Origin of the sequence: Pseudomonas sp. C9-3 (genome assembly GCF_032392015.1) — a bacterium.
Classification (GTDB): Bacteria; Pseudomonadota; Gammaproteobacteria; order Pseudomonadales; family Pseudomonadaceae; genus Pseudomonas; species Pseudomonas nitroreducens.
In genome coordinates this window covers 24803-43686 of the sequence record NZ_CP135919.1, presented here as the reverse complement: position 1 = coordinate 43686, position 18884 = coordinate 24803, and the positions used below count along the sequence as shown (strand labels likewise).

17 protein-coding genes and 1 pseudogene are annotated in these 18884 nt (G+C 67.1%); 7 read left to right on the top strand and 11 right to left on the bottom strand.

Translation table 11 applies throughout. The features are described 5' to 3' along the window. Positions 1 to 2: 2 nt before the first annotated feature. The 8 genes from RS899_RS00210 to RS899_RS00175 form a co-directional block, all read right to left on the bottom strand. Entirely contained in the window at positions 3 to 821 is an 819-nt protein-coding gene (locus RS899_RS00210) for an ABC transporter permease (protein WP_024764643.1), read from the bottom strand. Position 822: 1 nt separating this feature from the next. After that, a complete protein-coding gene (locus RS899_RS00205; RefSeq protein WP_315808793.1) occupies positions 823 to 1734 on the bottom strand; it encodes an ABC transporter permease in 912 nt (303 codons plus the stop codon). A 141-nt stretch (positions 1735 to 1875) separates the two neighbouring features. After that, positions 1876 to 3018, bottom strand: coding sequence for a spermidine/putrescine ABC transporter substrate-binding protein (locus RS899_RS00200; protein ID WP_315808792.1), 1143 nt, complete (start codon positions 3016 to 3018; stop codon positions 1876 to 1878). A gap of 60 nt (positions 3019 to 3078) precedes the next feature. Then, positions 3079 to 4194 (bottom strand): ABC transporter ATP-binding protein, encoded by a 1116-nt coding sequence (locus tag RS899_RS00195; protein WP_315808791.1) that lies wholly within the window; start codon positions 4192 to 4194, stop codon positions 3079 to 3081. A gap of 444 nt (positions 4195 to 4638) precedes the next feature. Further along, positions 4639 to 5457: a helix-turn-helix transcriptional regulator gene (locus RS899_RS00190; RefSeq protein WP_054906814.1), complete on the bottom strand. Its 819-nt coding sequence runs from the start codon at positions 5455 to 5457 to the stop codon at positions 4639 to 4641. Between the two features lie 170 nt (positions 5458 to 5627). Then, a complete protein-coding gene (locus RS899_RS00185) occupies positions 5628 to 7010 on the bottom strand; it encodes a DEAD/DEAH box helicase (RefSeq protein ID WP_315808790.1) in 1383 nt (460 codons plus the stop codon). 50 nt (positions 7011 to 7060) lie between these two features. Next, complete coding sequence (locus RS899_RS00180) at positions 7061 to 7537, bottom strand: NYN domain-containing protein (protein WP_024764639.1); 477 nt, start codon at positions 7535 to 7537, stop codon at positions 7061 to 7063. A gap of 80 nt (positions 7538 to 7617) precedes the next feature. Then, positions 7618 to 8364: a DUF2076 domain-containing protein gene (locus RS899_RS00175; protein ID WP_315808789.1), complete on the bottom strand. Its 747-nt coding sequence runs from the start codon at positions 8362 to 8364 to the stop codon at positions 7618 to 7620. 159 nt (positions 8365 to 8523) lie between these two features. On the opposite strand from RS899_RS00175, the gene RS899_RS00170 reads away from it, so the two are divergent. Continuing rightward, positions 8524 to 9174 (top strand): YciC family protein, encoded by a 651-nt coding sequence (locus RS899_RS00170; protein WP_054906811.1) that lies wholly within the window; start codon positions 8524 to 8526, stop codon positions 9172 to 9174. An 88-nt stretch (positions 9175 to 9262) separates the two neighbouring features. After that, a complete protein-coding gene (locus tag RS899_RS00165) occupies positions 9263 to 9694 on the top strand; it encodes a VOC family protein (protein WP_065086617.1) in 432 nt (143 codons plus the stop codon). A 198-nt stretch (positions 9695 to 9892) separates the two neighbouring features. Here the strand turns inward: RS899_RS00165 and RS899_RS00160 are convergent, their stop codons facing one another. Then, positions 9893 to 10729, bottom strand: coding sequence for an SDR family oxidoreductase (locus tag RS899_RS00160; protein WP_233299951.1), 837 nt, complete (start codon positions 10727 to 10729; stop codon positions 9893 to 9895). A 152-nt stretch (positions 10730 to 10881) separates the two neighbouring features. Here RS899_RS00160 and RS899_RS00155 point away from each other — a divergent pair, with 152 nt between their 5' ends. Then, entirely contained in the window at positions 10882 to 11964 is a 1083-nt protein-coding gene (locus RS899_RS00155; RefSeq protein ID WP_315808788.1) for an endonuclease/exonuclease/phosphatase family protein, read from the top strand. Positions 11965 to 12068: 104 nt separating this feature from the next. Then, the gene (locus RS899_RS00150) at positions 12069 to 12833 is read left to right on the top strand and encodes a transporter substrate-binding domain-containing protein (protein WP_315808787.1); all 765 of its coding nucleotides are present in this window, start codon (positions 12069 to 12071) and stop codon (positions 12831 to 12833) included. A 167-nt stretch (positions 12834 to 13000) separates the two neighbouring features. Here RS899_RS00150 and hrpB read toward each other — a convergent pair whose 3' ends face one another. Further along, positions 13001 to 15532, bottom strand: a complete 2532-nt coding sequence (hrpB, locus tag RS899_RS00145; RefSeq protein ID WP_315808786.1) for an ATP-dependent helicase HrpB — start codon at positions 15530 to 15532, stop codon at positions 13001 to 13003. Positions 15533 to 15718: 186 nt separating this feature from the next. Here hrpB and RS899_RS00140 point away from each other — a divergent pair, with 186 nt between their 5' ends. The 3 genes from RS899_RS00140 to RS899_RS00130 are packed head-to-tail and all read left to right on the top strand — an operon-like array spanning position 15719 to position 17545. Then, entirely contained in the window at positions 15719 to 16135 is a 417-nt protein-coding gene (locus RS899_RS00140; RefSeq protein ID WP_054906804.1) for a hypothetical protein, read from the top strand. Position 16136: 1 nt separating this feature from the next. Continuing rightward, entirely contained in the window at positions 16137 to 16649 is a 513-nt protein-coding gene (locus RS899_RS00135; RefSeq protein WP_315808785.1) for a DinB family protein, read from the top strand. Then, positions 16649 to 17545: a cation diffusion facilitator family transporter gene (locus RS899_RS00130; protein ID WP_054906802.1), complete on the top strand. Its 897-nt coding sequence runs from the start codon at positions 16649 to 16651 to the stop codon at positions 17543 to 17545. The genes RS899_RS00135 and RS899_RS00130 overlap by 1 nt, the downstream gene beginning before the upstream one ends. Here RS899_RS00130 and RS899_RS00125 read toward each other — a convergent pair. Next, positions 17538 to 18131: pseudogene (locus tag RS899_RS00125) on the bottom strand (DUF6515 family protein); the annotation flags it as partial. The gene RS899_RS00130 and the pseudogene RS899_RS00125 sit on opposite strands and share 8 nt — an antisense overlap. Positions 18132 to 18884: the final 753 nt, after the last annotated feature.

Here is an 18884-nt window from a genome sequence, read left to right as displayed (position 1 = left end):
CCTCAGGCGGCCTGAACGCCGGTGCGGCGGTTCTGCAGGTAGCGGGAGGTGAACAGCAGCGCCAGCGAGGCGCAGATGATCACCGTGGAGATGGCGTTGATCTCCGGCGTGATGCCGCGACGGATCGACGAGAAGATGTAGATCGGCAGCGTGGTTTCCGAGCCGGCGACGAAGAAGGCGATGATGAAGTCGTCGAAACTGAAGGTGAACGCCAGCAGGAAGCCGGCGAGGATGGCCGGGGCGATCTGCGGCAGGGTCACGCGCCAGAAAGTGTCCAGCGGCGGCGCGTAGAGGTCGGCGGAGGCTTCCAGCAGCGACTTGTCCATGGCTTCGACGCGGGTGCGAACGATCACCATCACCAGCGCCATGGTGAACAGCGAGTGCGCTGCCACCACGGTGCCGAAGCCCATGTTGAGTTTCGGCAGGCCGATATCCAGCAGCGCCAGCAGCGGGTTCACCACGTCGAACAGGGTGATGAAGGCGATCAGCGTGGCGATGCCGATGACGATGCCCGGCACGATGATCGCGCAGTAGGTCAGCGCGTCGAACAGCAGGCGCACGCGCTTGCCGACCCGCTGCAGGCCGAACACCGCGAGGGTGCCGAACAGCGTGGCGATCAGCGCCGAGCAGAAGGCGATCAGCGCGCTGTTGCCCAGTGCTTCCATGATGAACGGGTTGCCAAAGGCGCGGCCGAACCATTGCACCGAGCAGCACTGGAAGCTCAGCCCGCTGCGCCCGGCGTTGAAGGCAAAGAGCATGATCAGCGCGATGGGCGCGTAGAGGAACAGGTAGACCGAGGTGGAGTAACTGCGCAGCCACATGTCAGAGCACCCCGTCGTTGCGCGAGCCGCCATAGCGGGTCACGAGTTTCAGGTAGACGCCGATGATCACCAGCATCATCGCCACCAGGGTCATCGCCACCGCGCTGCCGAACGGCCAGTTGCGCGATTGCAGGAACAGGTCGACCAGCGCGTTGCCGACAAAGAACACCTTGCCACCGCCGAGGATCGCCGGGATCAGGAACTCGCCCATGAGCAGGATGAACACCAGCATCACTCCGGTGATCACCCCCGGCGCGGAGAGCGGCAGGGTCACCCGGCGGAAGGTCTCGAAGGCGCTGGCGCCGAGGTCGCCGGAGGCTTCCAGCAAGCGTTTGTCGAGCTTCTCCAGGGTCACGTAGATGGGGAACACCATCAGCGGCAGGTAGCCGTAGACGATGCCGATCAGCACCGCGTAGGGCGTGTTGATCAGCCGCACGTCGGCGATGCCGAAGCTCTCCAGCAGCGCGGGAATGCCGCGACCGCTGAGGATGAAGATCCAGGCATAGGTGCGGATCAGGAAGCTGGTCCAGAACGGCACGATGACCAGCGTGAGCAGCAGCGACTTGTTGCGCCGCACCTTCACCGCCAGGAAGTAGGCCAGCGGGTAGGCCGCCAGCAGGCAGGCCAGGGTGCCCAGCGGCGCCAGGGTCAGGGTGTTCCAGAAGGCCTGGGCGCGGGAACCGAGATTCAGGTAGTTCTCCAGCGTCAGCCCGCCGCCATAACCACCCACGGCGCTGCGTTCGCCGAAGCTGAAGACCAGGATGATCACCAGCGGCATCAGCAGCAGTAGCAGGAACCACAGAGTGGACGGCAGGAGCAGCAGGAGCGTGACGCGCCGGCCGAGGCTTTTAGCGCGCGAGACTGCGGGCGTCGCCTGGGTCTGCGGCAACGGGGCGCTGACAGCGATGTTCATGTTCGATTCCCTACGCATGGAGTTACGCAGTTCCCCTGTAGGAGCGAGGGGGGCGCCTAGCCCTTGCTCGCGAAAGAATTCACCGGCAGCTCGGGAGCTGGGCGGTTCGCGAGCAAGCTCGCTCCTACAGGGAGACCTTCCTCAGGCGGCCTTGAACCGCGCCATCAGTTCGGCGCGCACCGGGCTGGTAAGGGTCGCCGCGGCGCCGAACTCCAGCGGCGACAGGCGCTCGGCCGCCGGGTACATGATCGGGTCGTCGAGCATCGACTGGGAGAGCAGCGCATCGACGCGCTTGTCGCCGCTCGGGTAGCCGTGGGAGAGCACCTCCAGCTTGTTGTGCTGCGGATCGAGCAGGTAGTTGATGAACGCGTAGGCGGCATCGCGATGCTCGGCGCTCTTGGGAATGGCAAAGAAGTCGCTCCAGATCTCGCCGCCTTCCTTACCCAGCACGAAGGTCATGTCCGGGTTGTCGCGGTGCAGCTGCGAGGCGTCGCCGGTCCAGGCCATGGCCATCCAGGCATCGCCGTTGCGCAGCGAGGGCTGGATGTCGGAGTTGATTGCGAACAGGTGCGGCTTGGCCTGGATCAGCAGCTTCTCGGCCTCGGCCAGCTCCTTCGGGTCCAGCGAGTTGAAGCTGTAGCCGTAGTACTTGAGCGCATTGCCGATGGCGGTGAGCTGGTAGTCGTGGACGATGGTGCGGCCCGAGGCGCTGGTCAACGTGAGGTCCCAGAACTGCTTCCAGGAATCCGGGCTGCCCTTCACGCGACTGGCGTCATAGACGATGCCGGTGGTGCCCCAGTTCTTCGGCACCGCGTAGACCTTGCCGTCCACCGTGCCCTGGGCCATGAAGCGTTCCTCGAAGGCCTTGGGGTCGAAGTTGGGGATGCGCGACAGGTCCAGCGGCTCGATCAACCCGAGCTGCACGTAGGTGCTGATGGTGTAGTTGGTCGGTACGAAGACATCCCAGCCGCTGCCGCCGGCCTGCAGCTTGGCGAGCATCTCCTCATTGGAGCCGAACACGTTCATCTGCACCCGCGCGCCGGTAGCCTTGGCGAAGGCGTCGAAGTTCTCCTGGCTGTGGTAGTTCGGCCAGGTGGCCAGGGCCAGGCGGTCGCCGATGTTGCTGCCCTCGGCCGCGTAGGCCTTGCCGGTCAGCAGACCGGGAGTGTTGGCGGCGACCACCGCCATCGCCAGGCCGAGACCGGTCTTGCCGAGAAAGTCGCGTCGCGTGATGGAGCCGTTTTCCCAGCTGCGCATCGTCTTGATGAAGCTCTTCTTGTCCATCTTCACTCCCCGCCTGTCTGCTGATTGTCGTTATGGTTGGATCGTCGGGCTGAACCCAGTTCAGAGAGCCATGGCCAGGCCGCTGGCCTGGTTCCAGCCGACCTGTACCGGCGCGCCGTGCTCGAAGGCTTCGGCCTCGCCACCGGCCTTGCGTGGCACGCGCACGCAGACGATGCCGAAGGCGTCGGTGCGCACGCGGTATTCGGTGAGGTTGCCCAGGTAGATGCGGTCCTCGACGCGCCCCTTCAGGCGCACTTCGCGCTGCAGCTCCGAATCCGCAGCGGCGATGCCAACCAGCTCGGGGCGCACGGCGATGCAGCCTTCGGCCTGGGGCGCCAGCGCGGGGCCGGTGGGTGTCGGCGGGCTGCTCAGTTCCAGCCCGGCCGGCGTGCCCAGCACCACGCGGCCGGAATCGAGGCGGCGGACGGTGCCGGAGAACAGGTTTGACTCGCCGATGAAGTCCGCCACGTAGCGGCTCGCCGGGGTCTCGTAGAGCGCCTCGGGGGTGGCGGTCTGGATGATCAGGCCGTCCTTCATGATGCTGATGCTGTCGCTCATCGACAGCGCCTCTTCCTGGTCGTGGGTGACCAGCACAAAGGTGATGCCGACCTCGCGCTGCAGGCGCAGCAGTTCCGACTGCATCTCCTTGCGCAGCTTGCGGTCCAGCGCCGCCAGCGGTTCGTCGAGCAGCAGTACGGTGGGCTTGTTCACCAGCGCGCGGGCCAATGCCACGCGCTGCTGCTGGCCGCCGGAAAGCTCGTGCGGCTTGCGCGTGCCGAAGCCGGACAGGCGCACCATCTCCAGCGCCTCGTCGGCCATGCGGTGCTGCTGCGCGCGGTCCGGGCGCGGCGTGCGGTAGCGCAGGCCGTAGGCGATGTTCTCGGCCACGGTCAGGTGCGGGAACAGCGCGTAGTGCTGGAACACCATGTTCACCGCACGCTGGTGCGCCGGCACCCCTGCCACCGCCTGGCCGGCCAGCAGGACCTCGCCTTCGCTGGGCTGCTCGAAGCCGGCGATCATCCGCAGGGTGGTGGTCTTGCCGCAGCCGGAGCTGCCGAGGAAGGAATGGAAAGCGCCGCGCTTGACCTTGAAGCTCAGCCCGTTGACCGCCGGCACGCTGCCATAGCGCTTGACCACGTTACGGAACTCGATATCGACATCCTGACCGCTTTCCATCACCGCGCTCCCACCTTGTTCTTGTTGGTGGTCACGCTAGCAATGGGGCTTTCGGGGTGTATATATCCCTCGGGGGATAGATGGCGGGATTGGATCGGGCGGAACGCATACGCAGGCGATACATTTCCCCTTTGGGCTAAGGCAGAGATGGGAGAGTCGACGGCAGGAGCGCGCCATGCGCGCGATCGCGGGCATGACCCGCTCCGACACGGAGCTGACGATGACTGTAGGAGCGAGCTTGCTCGCGAACGGAGCCCCAGGCAGCTCCAGTATTGGGCGGTTCGCGAGCAATGACGATGGCGTCCCCCTCGCTCCTACAAAAGACCTACCCGGCTCAGCAACGTAGGGCGCATAACGCCCCAAGCGTTATCCGCCGCATGCACCGTAACCAGGGAGAATGGCGGATAACCGTGAACGGTTATTCGCCCTACGGGTTGCCGACATTCACCCCACTGCGCGCATCCCACCCGCCGCATCGCGCCCGGCCAACTCGCGGATGAACAACCCGAGCAGCTCCGACTGGCTGCCGATGCCGAGCTTGGCGTAGAGGTTCTTGCGGTGGATCTTCACCGTGCCGGGGCTGATATCCAGCTGCTCGGCCACCGAGGCGCTGGAGTGGCCGCGCAGCAGCAGCTGGACGATCTCCTGCTCGCGGGGCGTGAGCAGCTGGGCGCCGAACTGGTCGAAGGCCTCGCGGATCTGGTAGTCCAGGTCCTGCGCCGGACGCGGCTGCGCACGGCGCAGTTCCCAGGCTTCGCGCACCACCTGCTCGACCACCGGCCGCGCACATTCGAGCAGCTGCATCTCGTCGCGGCTGTAGGCAGGGCTGGAAGTCTTGCGCATCAGTGACAGCACCGCGGTGGCGCCGTCGGCCAGGTCGACGAAGAAGGCGATCTCTTCGGTCAGGCCGGTCTGCTGGTAGTAGGTCTGGTAGTACTCGCCCACGTAGAAGTGGTCCGGCGCGAACTGCCGCAGGCGCCACAGCCCCGGCGCCTGGTGGCGGGTGCAGGCGAGGTAGAAGGGATCGAGCAGGTAGGGGCCGACCTGGTAGTCCTCGACGTAGACGTGGCGGATGTCGGCCGGGAAGGTGTCGAACAGGTCCAGTGGGCGGTGGTTGCCTTCGTAGACGAAGAGCACGAAGTTATCCACCGCACAGACCTGCTGCAGCCATTGGCTGAGGCCGAGCAGGCGCGGACGACCGGCGGCCAGCGGGAGCAGATGGGCGACTCCGCCGGTCCAGGCTTTGAGTTCCTTGTGGCGCATGGGCTGTCGTTCTTGTTGTGTGCGCGATGGGCACACTATAGGCGTTCGGGATTCCACACGGAAATGCAGCTTTTGCGCCACACTCCGCAAGACCCCGCCACGCCTGGAGACAGCCCCCGACTCAGCCCTCGGCGGCGCACCGCGATGAAGCAGGCGCGCGCCTTAACGGCTCAGGGGCGGCGACCGCCCTTGCCGGCCGGCTTTCCAGAAGAGGGCTTTCCAGAAGACGGCTTGCCGCCTGCCGGTTTGCCGCCAAGACCGAACCCCGGCGCCTTGCGCACCGCCTTGACCTGCGGTTTGTCGTCCAGCAGCGAGCCCAGGTGGACCTTGCCCGGTTTGCCTTCGGGTACCTTGGGTTGCTTGGGCTTCTTCGGCTTTTTCGTTATCTGGCCGCCAGGGGCGGTGACGGGCACCCGGTGTTCCGCCTCGAAGCCATCTTCTTCCTGGCGCTGCAGGGTCTGGCCGATCAGCGTCTCGATGGCCGCCAGCTGCTGCACTTCGTCGGCGCAGACCAGCGAGATCGCCTGCCCGCTGGCGCCCGCGCGACCGGTACGGCCGATGCGGTGCACGTAGTCTTCGGGGACGATGGGCAGGTCGAAGTTGACCACCAGCGGCATTTCCTCGATATCCAACCCGCGGGCGGCGACGTCGGTAGCGACGAGGAAGTCCACCTCACCGGCCTTGAACCGCGCCAGCGCACGCAGGCGCGACGGCTGCGGCTTGTCACCGTGGATCGAGTCGGCGCGGATGCCTTCTTTCTGCAACAGGCCAACCAGCTCATCGACGCCCTTGCGGGTCTTGGCGAACACCAAGGCCTGGCGCCAACCCTGCTCGCGCTTCAGGTGCAGGAACAGCTCGGCCTTGCGCTTCTTGTCGACGGTGACCAGGTGCTGCTTCACCGTCTTCGCCGCCGTGTTGCGCGGTGCCACGTCGATGGTCAACGGGTCGCGCAGCAGCTCGCGGGCCATCTGGCGGATGGCGTCGGAGAAGGTCGCGGAGAACAGCAGGGTCTGCCGGCGCCTGGGCAGCGCGGCGAAGACTTCGTCCAGCTCGCGGGAGAAACCGAGATCGAGCATGCGGTCGGCCTCATCCAGCACCAGCGCCTGCAATTGGGTGAACTTCAGGGCGTTCTGCCGATAGAGGTCGAGCAGGCGACCGGGCGTGGCCACCAGCACGTCGACGCCCTTGCGCAGCTTCATCATCTGCGGATTGATGCTGACCCCGCCGTAGGCCACGGCGGTGCGCAGCGGCACGTGCTGGCCGTAGGCGCGGAAGCTCTCGTGGACCTGCTCGGCCAGTTCACGGGTCGGCACCAGCACCAGCGCGCGGATGGAGTTGGCCGCCACCTGCGGGCCTTCCTGCAGCAGCGTCTGCAACAGCGGCAAGGCGAAACCGGCGGTCTTGCCGGTACCGGTCTGCGCGGCGGCAAGCAGGTCGCGGCCCTTGAGCACGGCCGGAATGGCCTGGGCCTGCACCGCCGTCGGGTTCTGGTAGCCGAGCCCGTCTAGGGCGCGCAGGAGGGGATCGATCAGGCCGAGGTTGGCGAAGGTCATGGAGCGCTCGCAATACGAATTCGGAATGGGCGGCATTGTAGCCGCAAGGCTCAGGAACGCAGCAGCAGCGCGCCTTCGATGGGCACGTAGCGGCTCGCTGCACGGATCAGCGCCTGGGCGGTGAGGCCCGGCACGCCGTAGGCGGTGGCATCGGTGCCGCCGGCGCGGACGCGGTCGAGCAGCAGGTCGAAGTCACCGTCGCCGGAAGCCAGCACGACTTCGTCCACATTCGGCGCGGCGTCGAGGATGTCGATGGTGATGCCCACGTCCCAGTCGCCCTTGGCCGAGCCGTCGGCGCGCTGGATGTAGGGCTTGAGCTTCACGGTGAAGCCGAGCTTGCGCAGGATCTGCTGGAACTGCTGCTGCTTCGCATCACCCCGGTCGATGGCATAGGCGTAGGCCTGGACGATGTTGCCCTGGGCGCTCAGCTCGGCCCACAGGGCGGCGTAGTTGAAGTGGCAGCCGTAGGCCTGACGCACGGTGTAGTAGAGGTTCTGCACGTCGGCGAACAGGGCGATGGTCTTCAACGGTGACTCCGGGACTCGAACAGCGGGGGCGCATTATCGGCACAGCGGCGCGCCCCCGCCAGTCCCGGCGGGCGGGCGGCTCAGCTGAACATGTCGCCGTCGTCGCCGCCGAAGAAGCCGGAGTCGTCGCCGAAGCTGCCACCGTCGTCGTAGTTGGCGTCACTGAAGTTGCTGTCTGCGTAGCGGTCACCGCCGCCAAAGGAGTCATCCGTCCGCGAGTCGTCGAAGCTCGAAGGTTCCGGTTGCACCGGCTGTTCCTGGATCACTTCGACGATTTCTTGCGGCTGGTTGTGGTGGAACATGCTGGTCAGCAGGTCCGCCACCATCACCCCGCCGGCCACGCCCGCGGCGGTCTGCAGCGCACCGCGCATGAAGCCACCGCCCTGGGGTGCGGCTTGCGCCGGCTGTGCGGGGCGGAAGTCGTTGGGATTGCCGGCCGCAGGATTATTGGCGTAAGCCGCATTGCCGCCGGGCTGCGAGAAACGCGTCTGGCCCCAGCCGTCCGGGCGCTGCTGCGGTTGCGCCGCGCGCTGCTCCTGGCTCTGGCCGCCACCGAACAGCCCGGCAAGGAAGCCGCCGCTGCTCGGGCGCTGCTCCTGAGCCCTGGCCTGCTGCGCTTCAAGTTCCTTGACGCGCTGGTCCAGGCGCTTGATCGCCGCTTCCTGGATCAGCATCGCCTGGGCCATGTAGTACGGCGCGGCCGGCTGCTGCACCAGGTGCCTGTTGATCTGTGCCTCGGCGTCGGCGTCGCGGGGCGCGGTCTGCGACTCGGCGTCACGCAGGCGGGTGAACAGACCATCGATCAGGGATTGCTCTTCGGAATTCATGGCAGGCCTCGAGTGAGCGGGTGAATCAAAACGGATCGCTGTAGCGAAACATTGGATCGGGTCGGAAAAAAACAAGTTCCGGTCACAGAATTCTTGCGCCTTCTATCTGAGGGTTTGCTTAAGTTAGAGTCGAAGCCCTCGGACAGTATCGGGTTACTGATGAATCCCCTTTCCATCCTCCGCGACACCTGGTTCTTCTTCTCCCGTCATCTGGGCACCCTGGTGCCGCTGTGCCTGCCGTGGATCGTCATCGAGACGCTGGTGCAGCAGCAGATCAACGTCGCCGCCGGCTCGCAGAACTTCGCGCCCTGGGGCATGGCCGCGGGCCTGGTGTTCTACCCGATCTATACCGCCAGCCTGATCCTCTACATGATCGACGCGGGCGAAGGTGTACAGCGCAGCGTGCGCGAACTGTGGAGCGCAGCGTTGCGGCTGTGGCCGGCCTTCGCCTTGCTCTCGGCGATCACCTCGCTGCTGATCGTGATCGGCCTGTACCTGATGGTGCTGCCGGGCATCTTCGTGATGATCAAGTTGGCCTTCGCCGAATTCCTCCTGGTGCAGCGCGGCCGCGCGCCCATCGACGCGATGCGCGAGAGCTTCAGCCTGACCACCGGGCATTTCTTCCTGCTGCTGATCACCTCGCTGGCCATCCTCGCGCCAGTGTGGATCGCCGAAGGCTGGATCACCGAGGCCGGCCAGGACGCGCCGGTACTCAGCGTCGCGCTGCATTCGCTGAGCGGGTTCTTCCAGTTGCTGCTGACGGTGGCCGCCTACCGCATCTTCATCCTGCTTGGCCGCGAAGCCGCCTGAGGGGCAGCAAGTCGCAACAAATACCCCGGCACATCGCGGGCCGGGGTTCTACGCTGGAGTCTCCTTTCCCCGAGTATGGAGACTCGCCGTGAGCGACTTCCCGCCCAGCTGCCTTTCGCACATTTCCATCGGCACCAACGACTACCCGCGCGCCAAGGCGTTTTACGACGCCGTGCTGCCGACCCTGGGCTGCCAACAGATCATGGAGCACCCCGGCGCCGTGGCCTACGGCCGCGCCTTCCCGGAATTCTGGCTGCAGACGCCGATCGACGGGCGCCCGGCCAGCGTCGGCAACGGTACGCACTTCGGCTTCATGGCCAACTCCCGCGAGGAAGTGGACGCGTTCTATCGCGCTGCGATAGCTGCCGGCGCCACCGACGAAGGCGCCCCCGGCCCGCGCCCGCTGTATGGAGATCCGTACTACGGCTGCTTCATCCGCGACCTGGACGGGCACAAGATCGAGGCGTCGTTCTGGGACATGGCGCTGGCGGGCGGTGGTTTCGACACGCACTCGCATTGAGTGCAGGAGCGGACTCCGTCCCCGATTGGCCTCGGCGCGAAGTGAGATCGATCGCGGACGAAGTCCGCTCCCACCCATCGCTCAGGCACCGCGCTTCGGGCCGGCAAAGAACCTGTAGGAGCGAGCTTGCTCGCGAACCCGCCCCGCTCCGGCGTCGCCGATGAATCCGTTCGCGAGCAAGCTCGCTCCTACGAAAAGCTAGTGCCCCGGCCTGAGCCCCGACATCTTCGGTACCAGCAATTTCTCGAACAGCCGCGGGAAGAAGCGCGCCAGCAGCCTCGCCCGCCAGTTGACGTTGGACAGCACCAGCAACCGCCGGCGGCGCAAGGCGCCCTGGTAGATCGCCTCGGCCACGTCGCGCGGCGAGGCGACCTCCGCGCCCAGCACCAGCGCCGGCTGGCGGATCACCGAGCCGTCGCCCACCAGCGCGTTCTTGCGCAGGTCGGTGGCAGTGAAGCCGGGGCATGCCAGGGTGATTGCCACACCGGTACCGTCCAGCTCCATGCGCAACGTGTCGAACAGGCCGTGCAGCGCATGCTTGCTGGCGTTGTAGGCGCTGCGGTAGAGCAGCGGTGCGAAGCCGGTCAACGAACTGAGCACGACGATCTGACCATGCCGCGCCAGCAGGCTGGGCAAGGCCGCCTGGGTGCAGTGCAACGCACCGTAGAAATTCACCGCCATCACCCGGCGGAAGACTGCCAGTTCGGTCTCGATGAACAGGCTGCGATGGGTGATGCCGGCGTTGTTCACCAGCACGTCGATGCCGCCGAAGCGCTCGACCGCCAGTGCCACCGAACGCTGCACCGCCTCGGCGTCGGCGATGTCGCAGCGCAGGCCGAGGGCCTCGACATTCAGGTGTTCGCGCAGGTGCTGCACCAGGCTGTCCAGCGCCGCCTGGTCGAGGTCGAGGATCACCGGATGGGCCCCGGCCCGGGCGAAGCGCAGCACCAGGGCGCGGCCGATGCCGGAACAGCCGCCGCTGACCAGCACCACCTTGCGTCGGTAGACGGGATGGGAGAAGAGCTTGCTCGACATGGCAGCCTCCCGGAGCGCGCAGGGTGCGAAACAGCATCTTGCGAACTACGTCTCACAAGGTTTCAGGATAATTCCCACACTAAACACAGAGATGAAATACGAAGTCACAGCCACTATCCTCTGGTCCCAACAAGCATAGCCCCTGGTCACCCATGAGCCTCTCGCTTCGCCGTCGCGCCCTGTTCCTGCTGTTCATCGTCCTGCTGCTCGCCCTCACCGCTGCCGCCTGGCTGCTGGCCTGGCACCCCGCCGAGCGCGAAAGCGTCACTGCACAGTGCCGCACGCCCGCGCCGCAACTGCAGCCGGGCCAGGCGCTGAAGGTAATGACCTGGAACGTCCAGTACCTGGCCGGCAAGCGCTACATCTTCTGGGACGACCTGCCCGACACCACCGGCCCGGACGACAGCCCCAGCCCCGAAGACATCGCCTACAGCCTCGACGAGGTGGTCCGGGTGATCCGCGACGAGGCTCCGGACATCGTCCTGCTGCAGGAAGTGGATGACGGCGCCGCCGCCACCGGCAAGCAGGACCAGCAGGCGCTGATCGGCGACCGCCTGGCCGACCTCTACCCCTGCTCCAGCGCCGCCTTCGACTGGAAGGCCCGCTTCGATCCCAATCCCCATGTGTTCGGTAGCGCCGGACGCAAGCTGGTGACCTTCAGCCGCTTCCAGATCGCCAGCAGCGAGCGCATCGCCCTGCCACAGCGTTCAGCCATCCCGCTGCTGCACCTGTTCGCCCCGCAACCGGCGATGTTGCAGAGCGCCCTGCCGGTCCGCGGCGGTGGCCAGCTCAGCGTGATCAACACACGCCTGGAACGCCCCAACGGCGACGACACCCCGCAGCGCCAGGTGCAAGCCATCGAGGCCCAGCTGGACTCCCTGCAGGCTGCGGGCCGCCCCTGGCTGCTGGGTGGCGACCTCGGCCTGCTGCCGCTGGGCCAGTATCCCTACCTGCCGGAAGTGCTGCGCGCGCCCTACCGCGCCAACAGTGAACTGAACCTGCTGGCAGCGCGCTTCCCGGTGATCCCGGCGGTAGAAGAGTCCAGTGGCGCCGACCAGGAGAACTGGTACACGCATTTCCCCAACGATCCGCGCGTGCACAAACCCGACCGCACCCTCGACTACCTGTTCCACAGCCCCAGCCTGAACCGTCTGGAGGCCGGCGTACGCGCCCACGATACCCTGCGCATCTCCAATCACCTGCCGCTTTCCGCACGTTTCCTGCTGCCCCACTGAGCGCTTCGGCACAACGCCGCCGGTGGACGCTGGACAAGTGCGAGGCGGCGGTCGCATGCTCGGCCCGCTTCGAACAAAAACGATAACGAGCACCCAGGCCATCCATGCATTTGCGCCGTCTCGCCGGGCTGATCCTCGCCCTCCTCTGCCTCAACGCCCTGGCCGTCGACCGGCCCACGCTGGCCGACCGCCTGCCGCATCCACTGCCGGCGCTGACGGTGGGCTACTACGAATTCCCGCCCTACACCTATACCGCCCCGGATGGCAGCACCCGCGGCAGCGGTGCCGAGATGGTCCGGCGCATCCTGCTCAAGGCCGGCTACCGCGCCGACTTCCGCCCACTGCCCAGCGCCCGCCTGTACCTGGGCCTGCAGGACGGCAGCGTGCAGCTCTGGGCCGGCGCACCCGGCAAGCAGGAACTGGCGGGCAGCACGCTGGAGTGCGAGCGCGTGCTGGGCCACGTCGAGCTGAACCTCTACCGCATGCCCCCGCGGCCCTCGCCCGAAGTGCCCGGCGGCCTGACCGGCAGCCGGGTCATCCTCATCAGCGGCTACAGCTACTGGCGACCGATCACCGACCTGCTCGCCGACCCGGCGCTGAAGCTGGAGCTGCACCGCACCAGCACCCACACCGCAGCGCTGCAGATGCTCGAACGCGGTCGCGGCGACTACCTGATCGACTACCAGACGCCGGTAGAGCAGGCGCGCCGGGAGCTCAACATGGCGCCATTGGCCTTCGACAACCTGTACAGCGTGCCGACCAAGCTGATCGTCTCGCGCCACGCGCCCGACGCCGAAGGGCTGCGCGCACAGCTGGACCACGCCTACGACGAATTGCAGGCGGCAGGTTACGAGATGAAATTGCCCTGAGCCCGGAAGGCGGGCAGCACGCAGGAGCGGACTTCGTCCGCGATTGATTCCCCGCCGCTCCCCAACATCACGGACTACCTGTAGGAGCGAGCTTGCTCGCGAACAAGGCTCAGTAGCGGATTGGGTTCGCGAGCAAGCTCGCTCCTACCCAATGCGCGGCGGCGCCATCAGCTTTTGCGCGGCTTCGCCCGCGCCGTCGGTTCGGTGATCAGCGGGTCATCCGGCCAATAGTGCTTGGGATAGCGCCCCTTGAGGTCCTTCTTCACTTCGGCATAGGTACTGCGCCAGAAGTTGGCCAGGTCCTGGGTCACCTGTACTGGCCGCTGCGCCGGAGAGAGCAGGTGCAACTTGACCGCCACCCGGCCCTGGGCGATGCGCGGCGTATCGGCGAGGCCGAACAGCTCCTGCAGGCGCACGGCAAGCACCGGCGGGAATTCGCTGTAGTCCAGGCGGATGTTCGAGCCGGACGGCACCTGCAACGTGCGCGGCGCCAGTTCGTCCAGGCGTTGCGGCAATGGCCAGGGCAGCTGCGCATGGAGAATCCCGCTCAACTCCAGGTTGCCGAAATGCGAGAGCCGCGAAACCTTGCCCAGGTACGGCAGCAGCCAGTTCTCCAGCGAGCCCAGCAAGGCGGCGTCGCTGACATCCGGCCACTCGCTCTCGCCCTTGCCCTCCAAGTCCAGCCGCCGCAACAGCGCGATGCGTGCCTGCCACTGGCGCAGCTCCGGCGTCCACGGCAGCAGCTCCAGGCCCTTGCGGCGCACCAGCCCAAGCAGTGCGCGGCTGCGAGCTTCGGCGTCCAGATTGGGCAGCGCCTCGGTGGACAAGACCAGCTCGCCGACCTTGCGCTGTCGCTCGGCGCGCAATACGCCTTCGCGTTCATCCCACTCCAGTTCATCGTGGACGCTGACCTGCTCGGCGAGAATCGACTCGAACAGCGCCGGCTCCAGCGCCGCCGCCAGGTAGATGCGCTCCTCGCGCTGGCCCTGGCGGCTGCCGAGGTCGGCGATCACCAGCCAGGCTTCCTTCATCAGCGCATCCGGCTCGCCGAACAGCGCGGCGCGACCGTTGGCCAGGCGGTATTCGCCGCCACCGGCGCGGCGCTGACGGGCGATACGGTCCGGGTAGGCGAAGGCCAGCAGGCCGCCGAGCCAACGCGGATGTTCGGGGTCGGCAACCGGTTCACGGGCAGGACCCCGCAGGTAGCCCTTGAACTGCCGCGCCAGCTGGCGAACGCGCTGCACCGCGCCGCGGCTGGCGCGCGGGCCATTCTGCTCGCCGGCCAGCAGGGCGATGCGGTGATGCAGGTCGGCGTCGTTGCCGCGCAGGATGTCGCGCTCGCCCAGCAGGGCGGCCAGATCACAGGCCAATTGTCCCAGCCCCAACGCGTGGCCGCGCAGCAGCAGGTGGGCGATTCGCGGGTGCGCCGGCACCTCGGCCATGGCCTGGCCGTGGGGCGTGAGGCTGCCGCCGCCGGCGCGGGAGGCCAGCGCGCCGAGACGCTCCAGCAGGTCCTGGGCCTGTGCATAAGCGGCGGCGGGCGGCAGGTCGAGCCAGGCCAGTTCCTGCGGGGCCACGCCCCAGCGCGCCAGTTGCAGCGCGAGGCCGGCGAGGTCGGCCTGGAGAATTTCCGCCGCGCCATAGGCCGGCAGTTGATCGTGCTGCGCCTCGGACCACAGGCGATAACAGGCGCCCGGCTCCAGCCGTCCGGCACGGCCGGCGCGCTGGGTGGCGGAGGCGCGGGAAATGCGCTGGGTGTCCAGGCGGGTCATGCCGCTGCCCGGATCGAAGCGCGGCACCCGCGCCAGCCCGGCATCTACGACGACGCGCACGCCGTCGATGGTCAGGCTGGTTTCGGCGATATTCGTGGCCAGCACCACCTTGCGCTTGCCCGCCGGTGCGGGCTCGATGGCGGCGCGCTGGGCGTCCAGATCAAGTTCGCCATGCAGCGGGCAGATGAGTACTTCGGGGCGACCGGCCAGTGCATCGCCCAATTGTTCGGCGACGCGGCGAATCTCCGCCTGGCCGGGCAGGAACACCAGCAGGCTGCCGGGTTCATCCGCCAGCGCCTGCTGCACGGTCTGCACCACGCGCGGCTCGATGAATTCGCCGGCCTGCCAGGGGCGCCCCCAACGGATGTCCACCGGGAACATGCGGCCCTCGCTGCGTACCACCGGGGCGTCGTCCAGCAACGCGGACAAGCGCTCGCCCTCCAGGGTCGCGGACATCACCAGCACCTTCAGCGGCGGCTCGTCGCGCAGCAGCGCACGGCCGTTGAGGGTCAGCGCCAGGGCCAGGTCCGCATCAAGGCTGCGTTCATGGAATTCATCGAAGATCACCAGGCCCACGCCTTCCAGCGCCGGGTCATCCTGGAGGCGCCGCGCCAGGATGCCTTCGGTAACCACCTCGATGCGCGTCTTCGGGCCAACCCTGCTGTCCAGGCGGATGCGGTAACCGACGGTCTCGCCGACTTTCTCGCCCAGCTCACTGGCCAGCCGCTCGGCAGCAGCGCGGGCAGCCAGGCGGCGTGGTTCCAGCATCAGGATCGACTGCCCGGCCAGCCACGCCTCGCCCAGCAGCGCCAGCGGCACGCGCGTGGTCTTGCCGGCGCCGGGCGGCGCTTCCAGCACCACCTCGTGGCGCGCAGCCAGGGCCTGGCGCAAGTCGGGAAGGACGCTGTCGATGGGTAGGGCGATCATGCCGGCTCCTGGAATTTCATGGGGCAGTAACCCGGTTTTCGCGGGGGGCGGCGATTATAGCGGGCGAACCGCGATGCCAACTCGGCAGTCATAGAAGCAACGAGAACGCCGCATAGTGCGAATCTGCCAGCAGCGACAGCGAGCTCGTTGATATAGTTGTCTGCATCATCCTCCTGGAGGTCTTCCATGCGTCTTGCCACCCGTGTGTCCTGCGCCGTTCTGAGCGCCGCCCTGTTCAGCCAGCTGACCGCCTGCGGCACCCTGTTCTATCCCGACCGCCGCGGCCAGATCGACGGCCGCATCGACCCGGCCATCGTCGCCTTCGACGCCATCGGCCTGTTGTTCTACATCATCCCGGGACTGATCGCCTTCGGCGTAGACTTCGCCACCGGCGCGATCTACCTGCCCGATGCGAAGTACTCCGTCGCGCCAGAAAAGCTCAAGGATGCCGTGGGTGAAGACGGTACCGTGGACAAGGCTAAACTCAAGGCAATCCTCGAGCGTGAAACCGGCCGCAGCCTGCCCCTGGACGACCCGCGTCTGATCCAGCGCAGCGGCAGCCTCCAACAACTCGCCAGCCTGGGCCTGCGCCCGGAGGCCTGATATGCACGGCGCTCTCGCTTCACACCTTCAGCAACTCCTGGCGTACCACCAGTGGGCCTACGAACGCATCCTGGAGGCCGTCGCGCCCCTGGATGAAGAGGCCTACCGCGCGCCGCGCGGGCTGTTCTTCGACAGCCTGCACGGCACCCTCAACCACCTCGCGGTGGTCGATCGCATCTGGTTCGCCCGTGTGCAGCGCGAGCCCTGGCAATTCGAACGCTTGGACGCCGAGGCCGCGCCGGATCGCGCCGGCCTCGCCGACTTTCTCAATGACGGTGTCGGCGCCTGGCGCCTGTGGCTGAGCAAACAGAGCGACGCCACCCTCGGTACCCAGCTGGATTACCGCAACATGGCCGGGCAGGAACACCGCCAGAGCCTGGCGAACATCATCCAGCACCTGGTCAACCACGGCACCCACCACCGCGGGCAGATGAGCGCAGCGATCACCGCGCTGGGCCACAAGGCGCCGCTGCTGGACTACATCTACTTCCTGCCCAACCGCCTGGACACCTGATGCTCAAGCACGCCAGCCACGCCCACCTCATGCGGCTGGCGACCTTTGCGTCGCTCGGCGTCGCCACCACCCTGATCGTCGCCAAGGCCATCGCCTGGTGGCTCAGCGGCTCGGTCAGCCTGCTGGCCGGTCTTACCGATTCGCTGCTCGACGGCGCCGCCTCCTTCCTCAACCTGCTGGCGGTGCACTACGCCATCCGCCCCGCGGACGACGACCACCGCTACGGCCACGGCAAGGCGGAATCGCTGTCCGGGCTGGCGCAGGCGCTGTTCATCGCGGTCAGCGCCGTGCTGGTCGGCGCCCAGGCCATTGATCGGCTGCAACACCCCGAACCAGTGGAAGCCGCGGGCTGGGGCATCGCGGTGATGATCCTGTCGCTGGCGCTCACCGCCGGCCTGCTGATGGTGCAGGGCTATGTGGTGAGGATCACTGGCTCCAACGCCATCCGCGCCGACTCCCTGCACTACCGCTCGGACCTGTTGCTCAACAGCAGCATCCTGGTCGCCCTGGTGCTGGCGAACTTCGGCTGGCAGCAGATGGACGCCATCTTCGGCCTGGGCATCGCCTTCTACATCCTCTGGAGTTCATTCCAGATCGCCCGCGAATCCGTCGCCGTGCTGATGGATGAGGAACTGCCCCCGGACGTCAGCACGCGCATGCTCGAACTGGTACGCGAGGTGCCCGGCGTGCTCGGCGCCCACGACCTGCGCACGCGGATTTCCGGCACGCACTGGTTTGTCCAGTTGCACCTGGAGTTGCCGGGCGAGCTGTCGCTGTCCAAGGCGCATCACCTGTGCGACGAGGCAGTGCTGGCGATCCACAAGGAATTCCCGCGGGCCGAGGTGCTGGTGCACGCCGACCCGCAGGAAGTGGTGGGCAAAGAGACGATCAGTTGACGCTGTAGCCGCGCCCGCTCAGGCAGGCGCCGAGTGCACGGCGGTAGTTGTCGGCGACGTAGGCCGGTGGCGCGTAGCTCGCCAGCGCCGGATCGAAACCGCTCTGGTCGGCCGCCCAGCGATGACACTCATAGCGGTCGCGGGCCTGCTGGTCCGGCCCCTGGTTGTACAGGGGGTAGGCAACCAGGTCGTAGCCCGACTGCGCCACGGCCACGGGTTGCGCCTCCTGCGGCGGCGCCACGACTTCATATTCCTGTGAGTTCGCCTGCCAGAGGTAATAGGTACCGGCGGCCAGGAAATAGCCGATGCTGCCGATCCACACCTGCTCGGCATAGGACGGCAGGTAGCGCACGCGCACGCCGTAGGGCGGCGTCACCACTACGTAGCGCGAGCCATAGGGGCGATACCAGTAGCCGTCGTTGAAGTAGTAACTGCCACCGCGATAAGGCACGCGGTAGTACCCCGGCGGCATGGCGTTGACCACGTAGCCAGGGCGCCAGTTCGACGGATGCGGCCCCCAGTTGCCGTGGGAAGGCGGCGGTCGACCCTGCCAGCCACCTGCCGGCGGACGCACGTCATGCCCATTCCCCGAGGGTGGACGGCCCTGACCCTGCCATTGGCTGCTGCCGTATCCCGGCGGCCGACCTTGCCACTGGCCGCCATTGTTGCCGGTGTTGCCTGGGGGATGCCCTTGCCACTGGCCATTGTTGTTGCCACCCGATGGACGCCCCTGCCATTGGCCGCCGTTGTTGCCGGCATTGCCCGAGGGATGTCCTTGCCACTGGCCATGGTTGTTGCCACCCGGTGGACGACCCTGCCATTGGCCGCCGTTATTGCCGGCGTTGCTCGATGGGTGTCCTTGCCACTGGCCATTGTTGTTGCCGCCCGGTGGGCGGTCCTGCCATTGGCCGCCGTTATTGCCGGCGTTGCCCGAGGGGTGTCCTTGCCACTGGCCATTGTTGTTGCCGCCCGGTGGGCGGCCCTGCCATTGGCCACCGTTGCCACCGCCAGTGGGACGCCCCTGGAAGCCGCCGCCCGAATGCCCCTGGCCGTCGTGGGAGCCAGACTGTCCGCCACCGGAATGGCCGGTATTACCGGGACCGCCTGATGGCCGGCCCTGGCCGCCACCCTGACCGGGCGGCTGCCCTTGCCCACCCGGCCCGTCCGGGCCGGCGGCATTGGCGGACTGAAGCGCCAGCAGCAACGAGAGCACAGCAAACGAGGCGCACTGCCAGATGCCCGACTTCATGAATTCCTCACTTCGGCCCAGGCCGAAAACAGTGATGCGACATTGCCATAGACCACGGCGCAAAGCCCGCATTGCAAGGCGTTGGGTAAA

Bases quoted from the DNA above. Each gene is read 5' to 3' on its own strand.
- RS899_RS00135 (WP_315808785.1), top strand. From the start codon at position 16,137: ATGCACGGCGCTCTCGCTTCACACCTTCAGCAACTCCTGGCGTACCAC.
- RS899_RS00190 (WP_054906814.1), bottom strand. From the start codon at position 5,457: ATGCGCCACAAGGAACTCAAAGCCTGGACCGGCGGAGTCGCCCATCTG.
- RS899_RS00200 (WP_315808792.1), bottom strand. From the start codon at position 3,018: ATGGACAAGAAGAGCTTCATCAAGACGATGCGCAGCTGGGAAAACGGC.
- RS899_RS00150 (WP_315808787.1), top strand. From the start codon at position 12,069: ATGCATTTGCGCCGTCTCGCCGGGCTGATCCTCGCCCTCCTCTGCCTC.
- RS899_RS00195 (WP_315808791.1), bottom strand. From the start codon at position 4,194: ATGGAAAGCGGTCAGGATGTCGATATCGAGTTCCGTAACGTGGTCAAG.
- hrpB (WP_315808786.1), bottom strand. From the start codon at position 15,532: ATGATCGCCCTACCCATCGACAGCGTCCTTCCCGACTTGCGCCAGGCC.
- RS899_RS00155 (WP_315808788.1), top strand. From the start codon at position 10,882: ATGAGCCTCTCGCTTCGCCGTCGCGCCCTGTTCCTGCTGTTCATCGTC.
- RS899_RS00175 (WP_315808789.1), bottom strand. From the start codon at position 8,364: ATGAATTCCGAAGAGCAATCCCTGATCGATGGTCTGTTCACCCGCCTG.
- RS899_RS00210 (WP_024764643.1), bottom strand. From the start codon at position 821: ATGTGGCTGCGCAGTTACTCCACCTCGGTCTACCTGTTCCTCTACGCG.
- RS899_RS00170 (WP_054906811.1), top strand. From the start codon at position 8,524: ATGAATCCCCTTTCCATCCTCCGCGACACCTGGTTCTTCTTCTCCCGT.
- RS899_RS00185 (WP_315808790.1), bottom strand. From the start codon at position 7,010: ATGACCTTCGCCAACCTCGGCCTGATCGATCCCCTCCTGCGCGCCCTA.
- RS899_RS00205 (WP_315808793.1), bottom strand. From the start codon at position 1,734: ATGAACATCGCTGTCAGCGCCCCGTTGCCGCAGACCCAGGCGACGCCC.
- RS899_RS00140 (WP_054906804.1), top strand. From the start codon at position 15,719: ATGCGTCTTGCCACCCGTGTGTCCTGCGCCGTTCTGAGCGCCGCCCTG.
- RS899_RS00160 (WP_233299951.1), bottom strand. From the start codon at position 10,729: ATGTCGAGCAAGCTCTTCTCCCATCCCGTCTACCGACGCAAGGTGGTG.
- RS899_RS00130 (WP_054906802.1), top strand. From the start codon at position 16,649: ATGCTCAAGCACGCCAGCCACGCCCACCTCATGCGGCTGGCGACCTTT.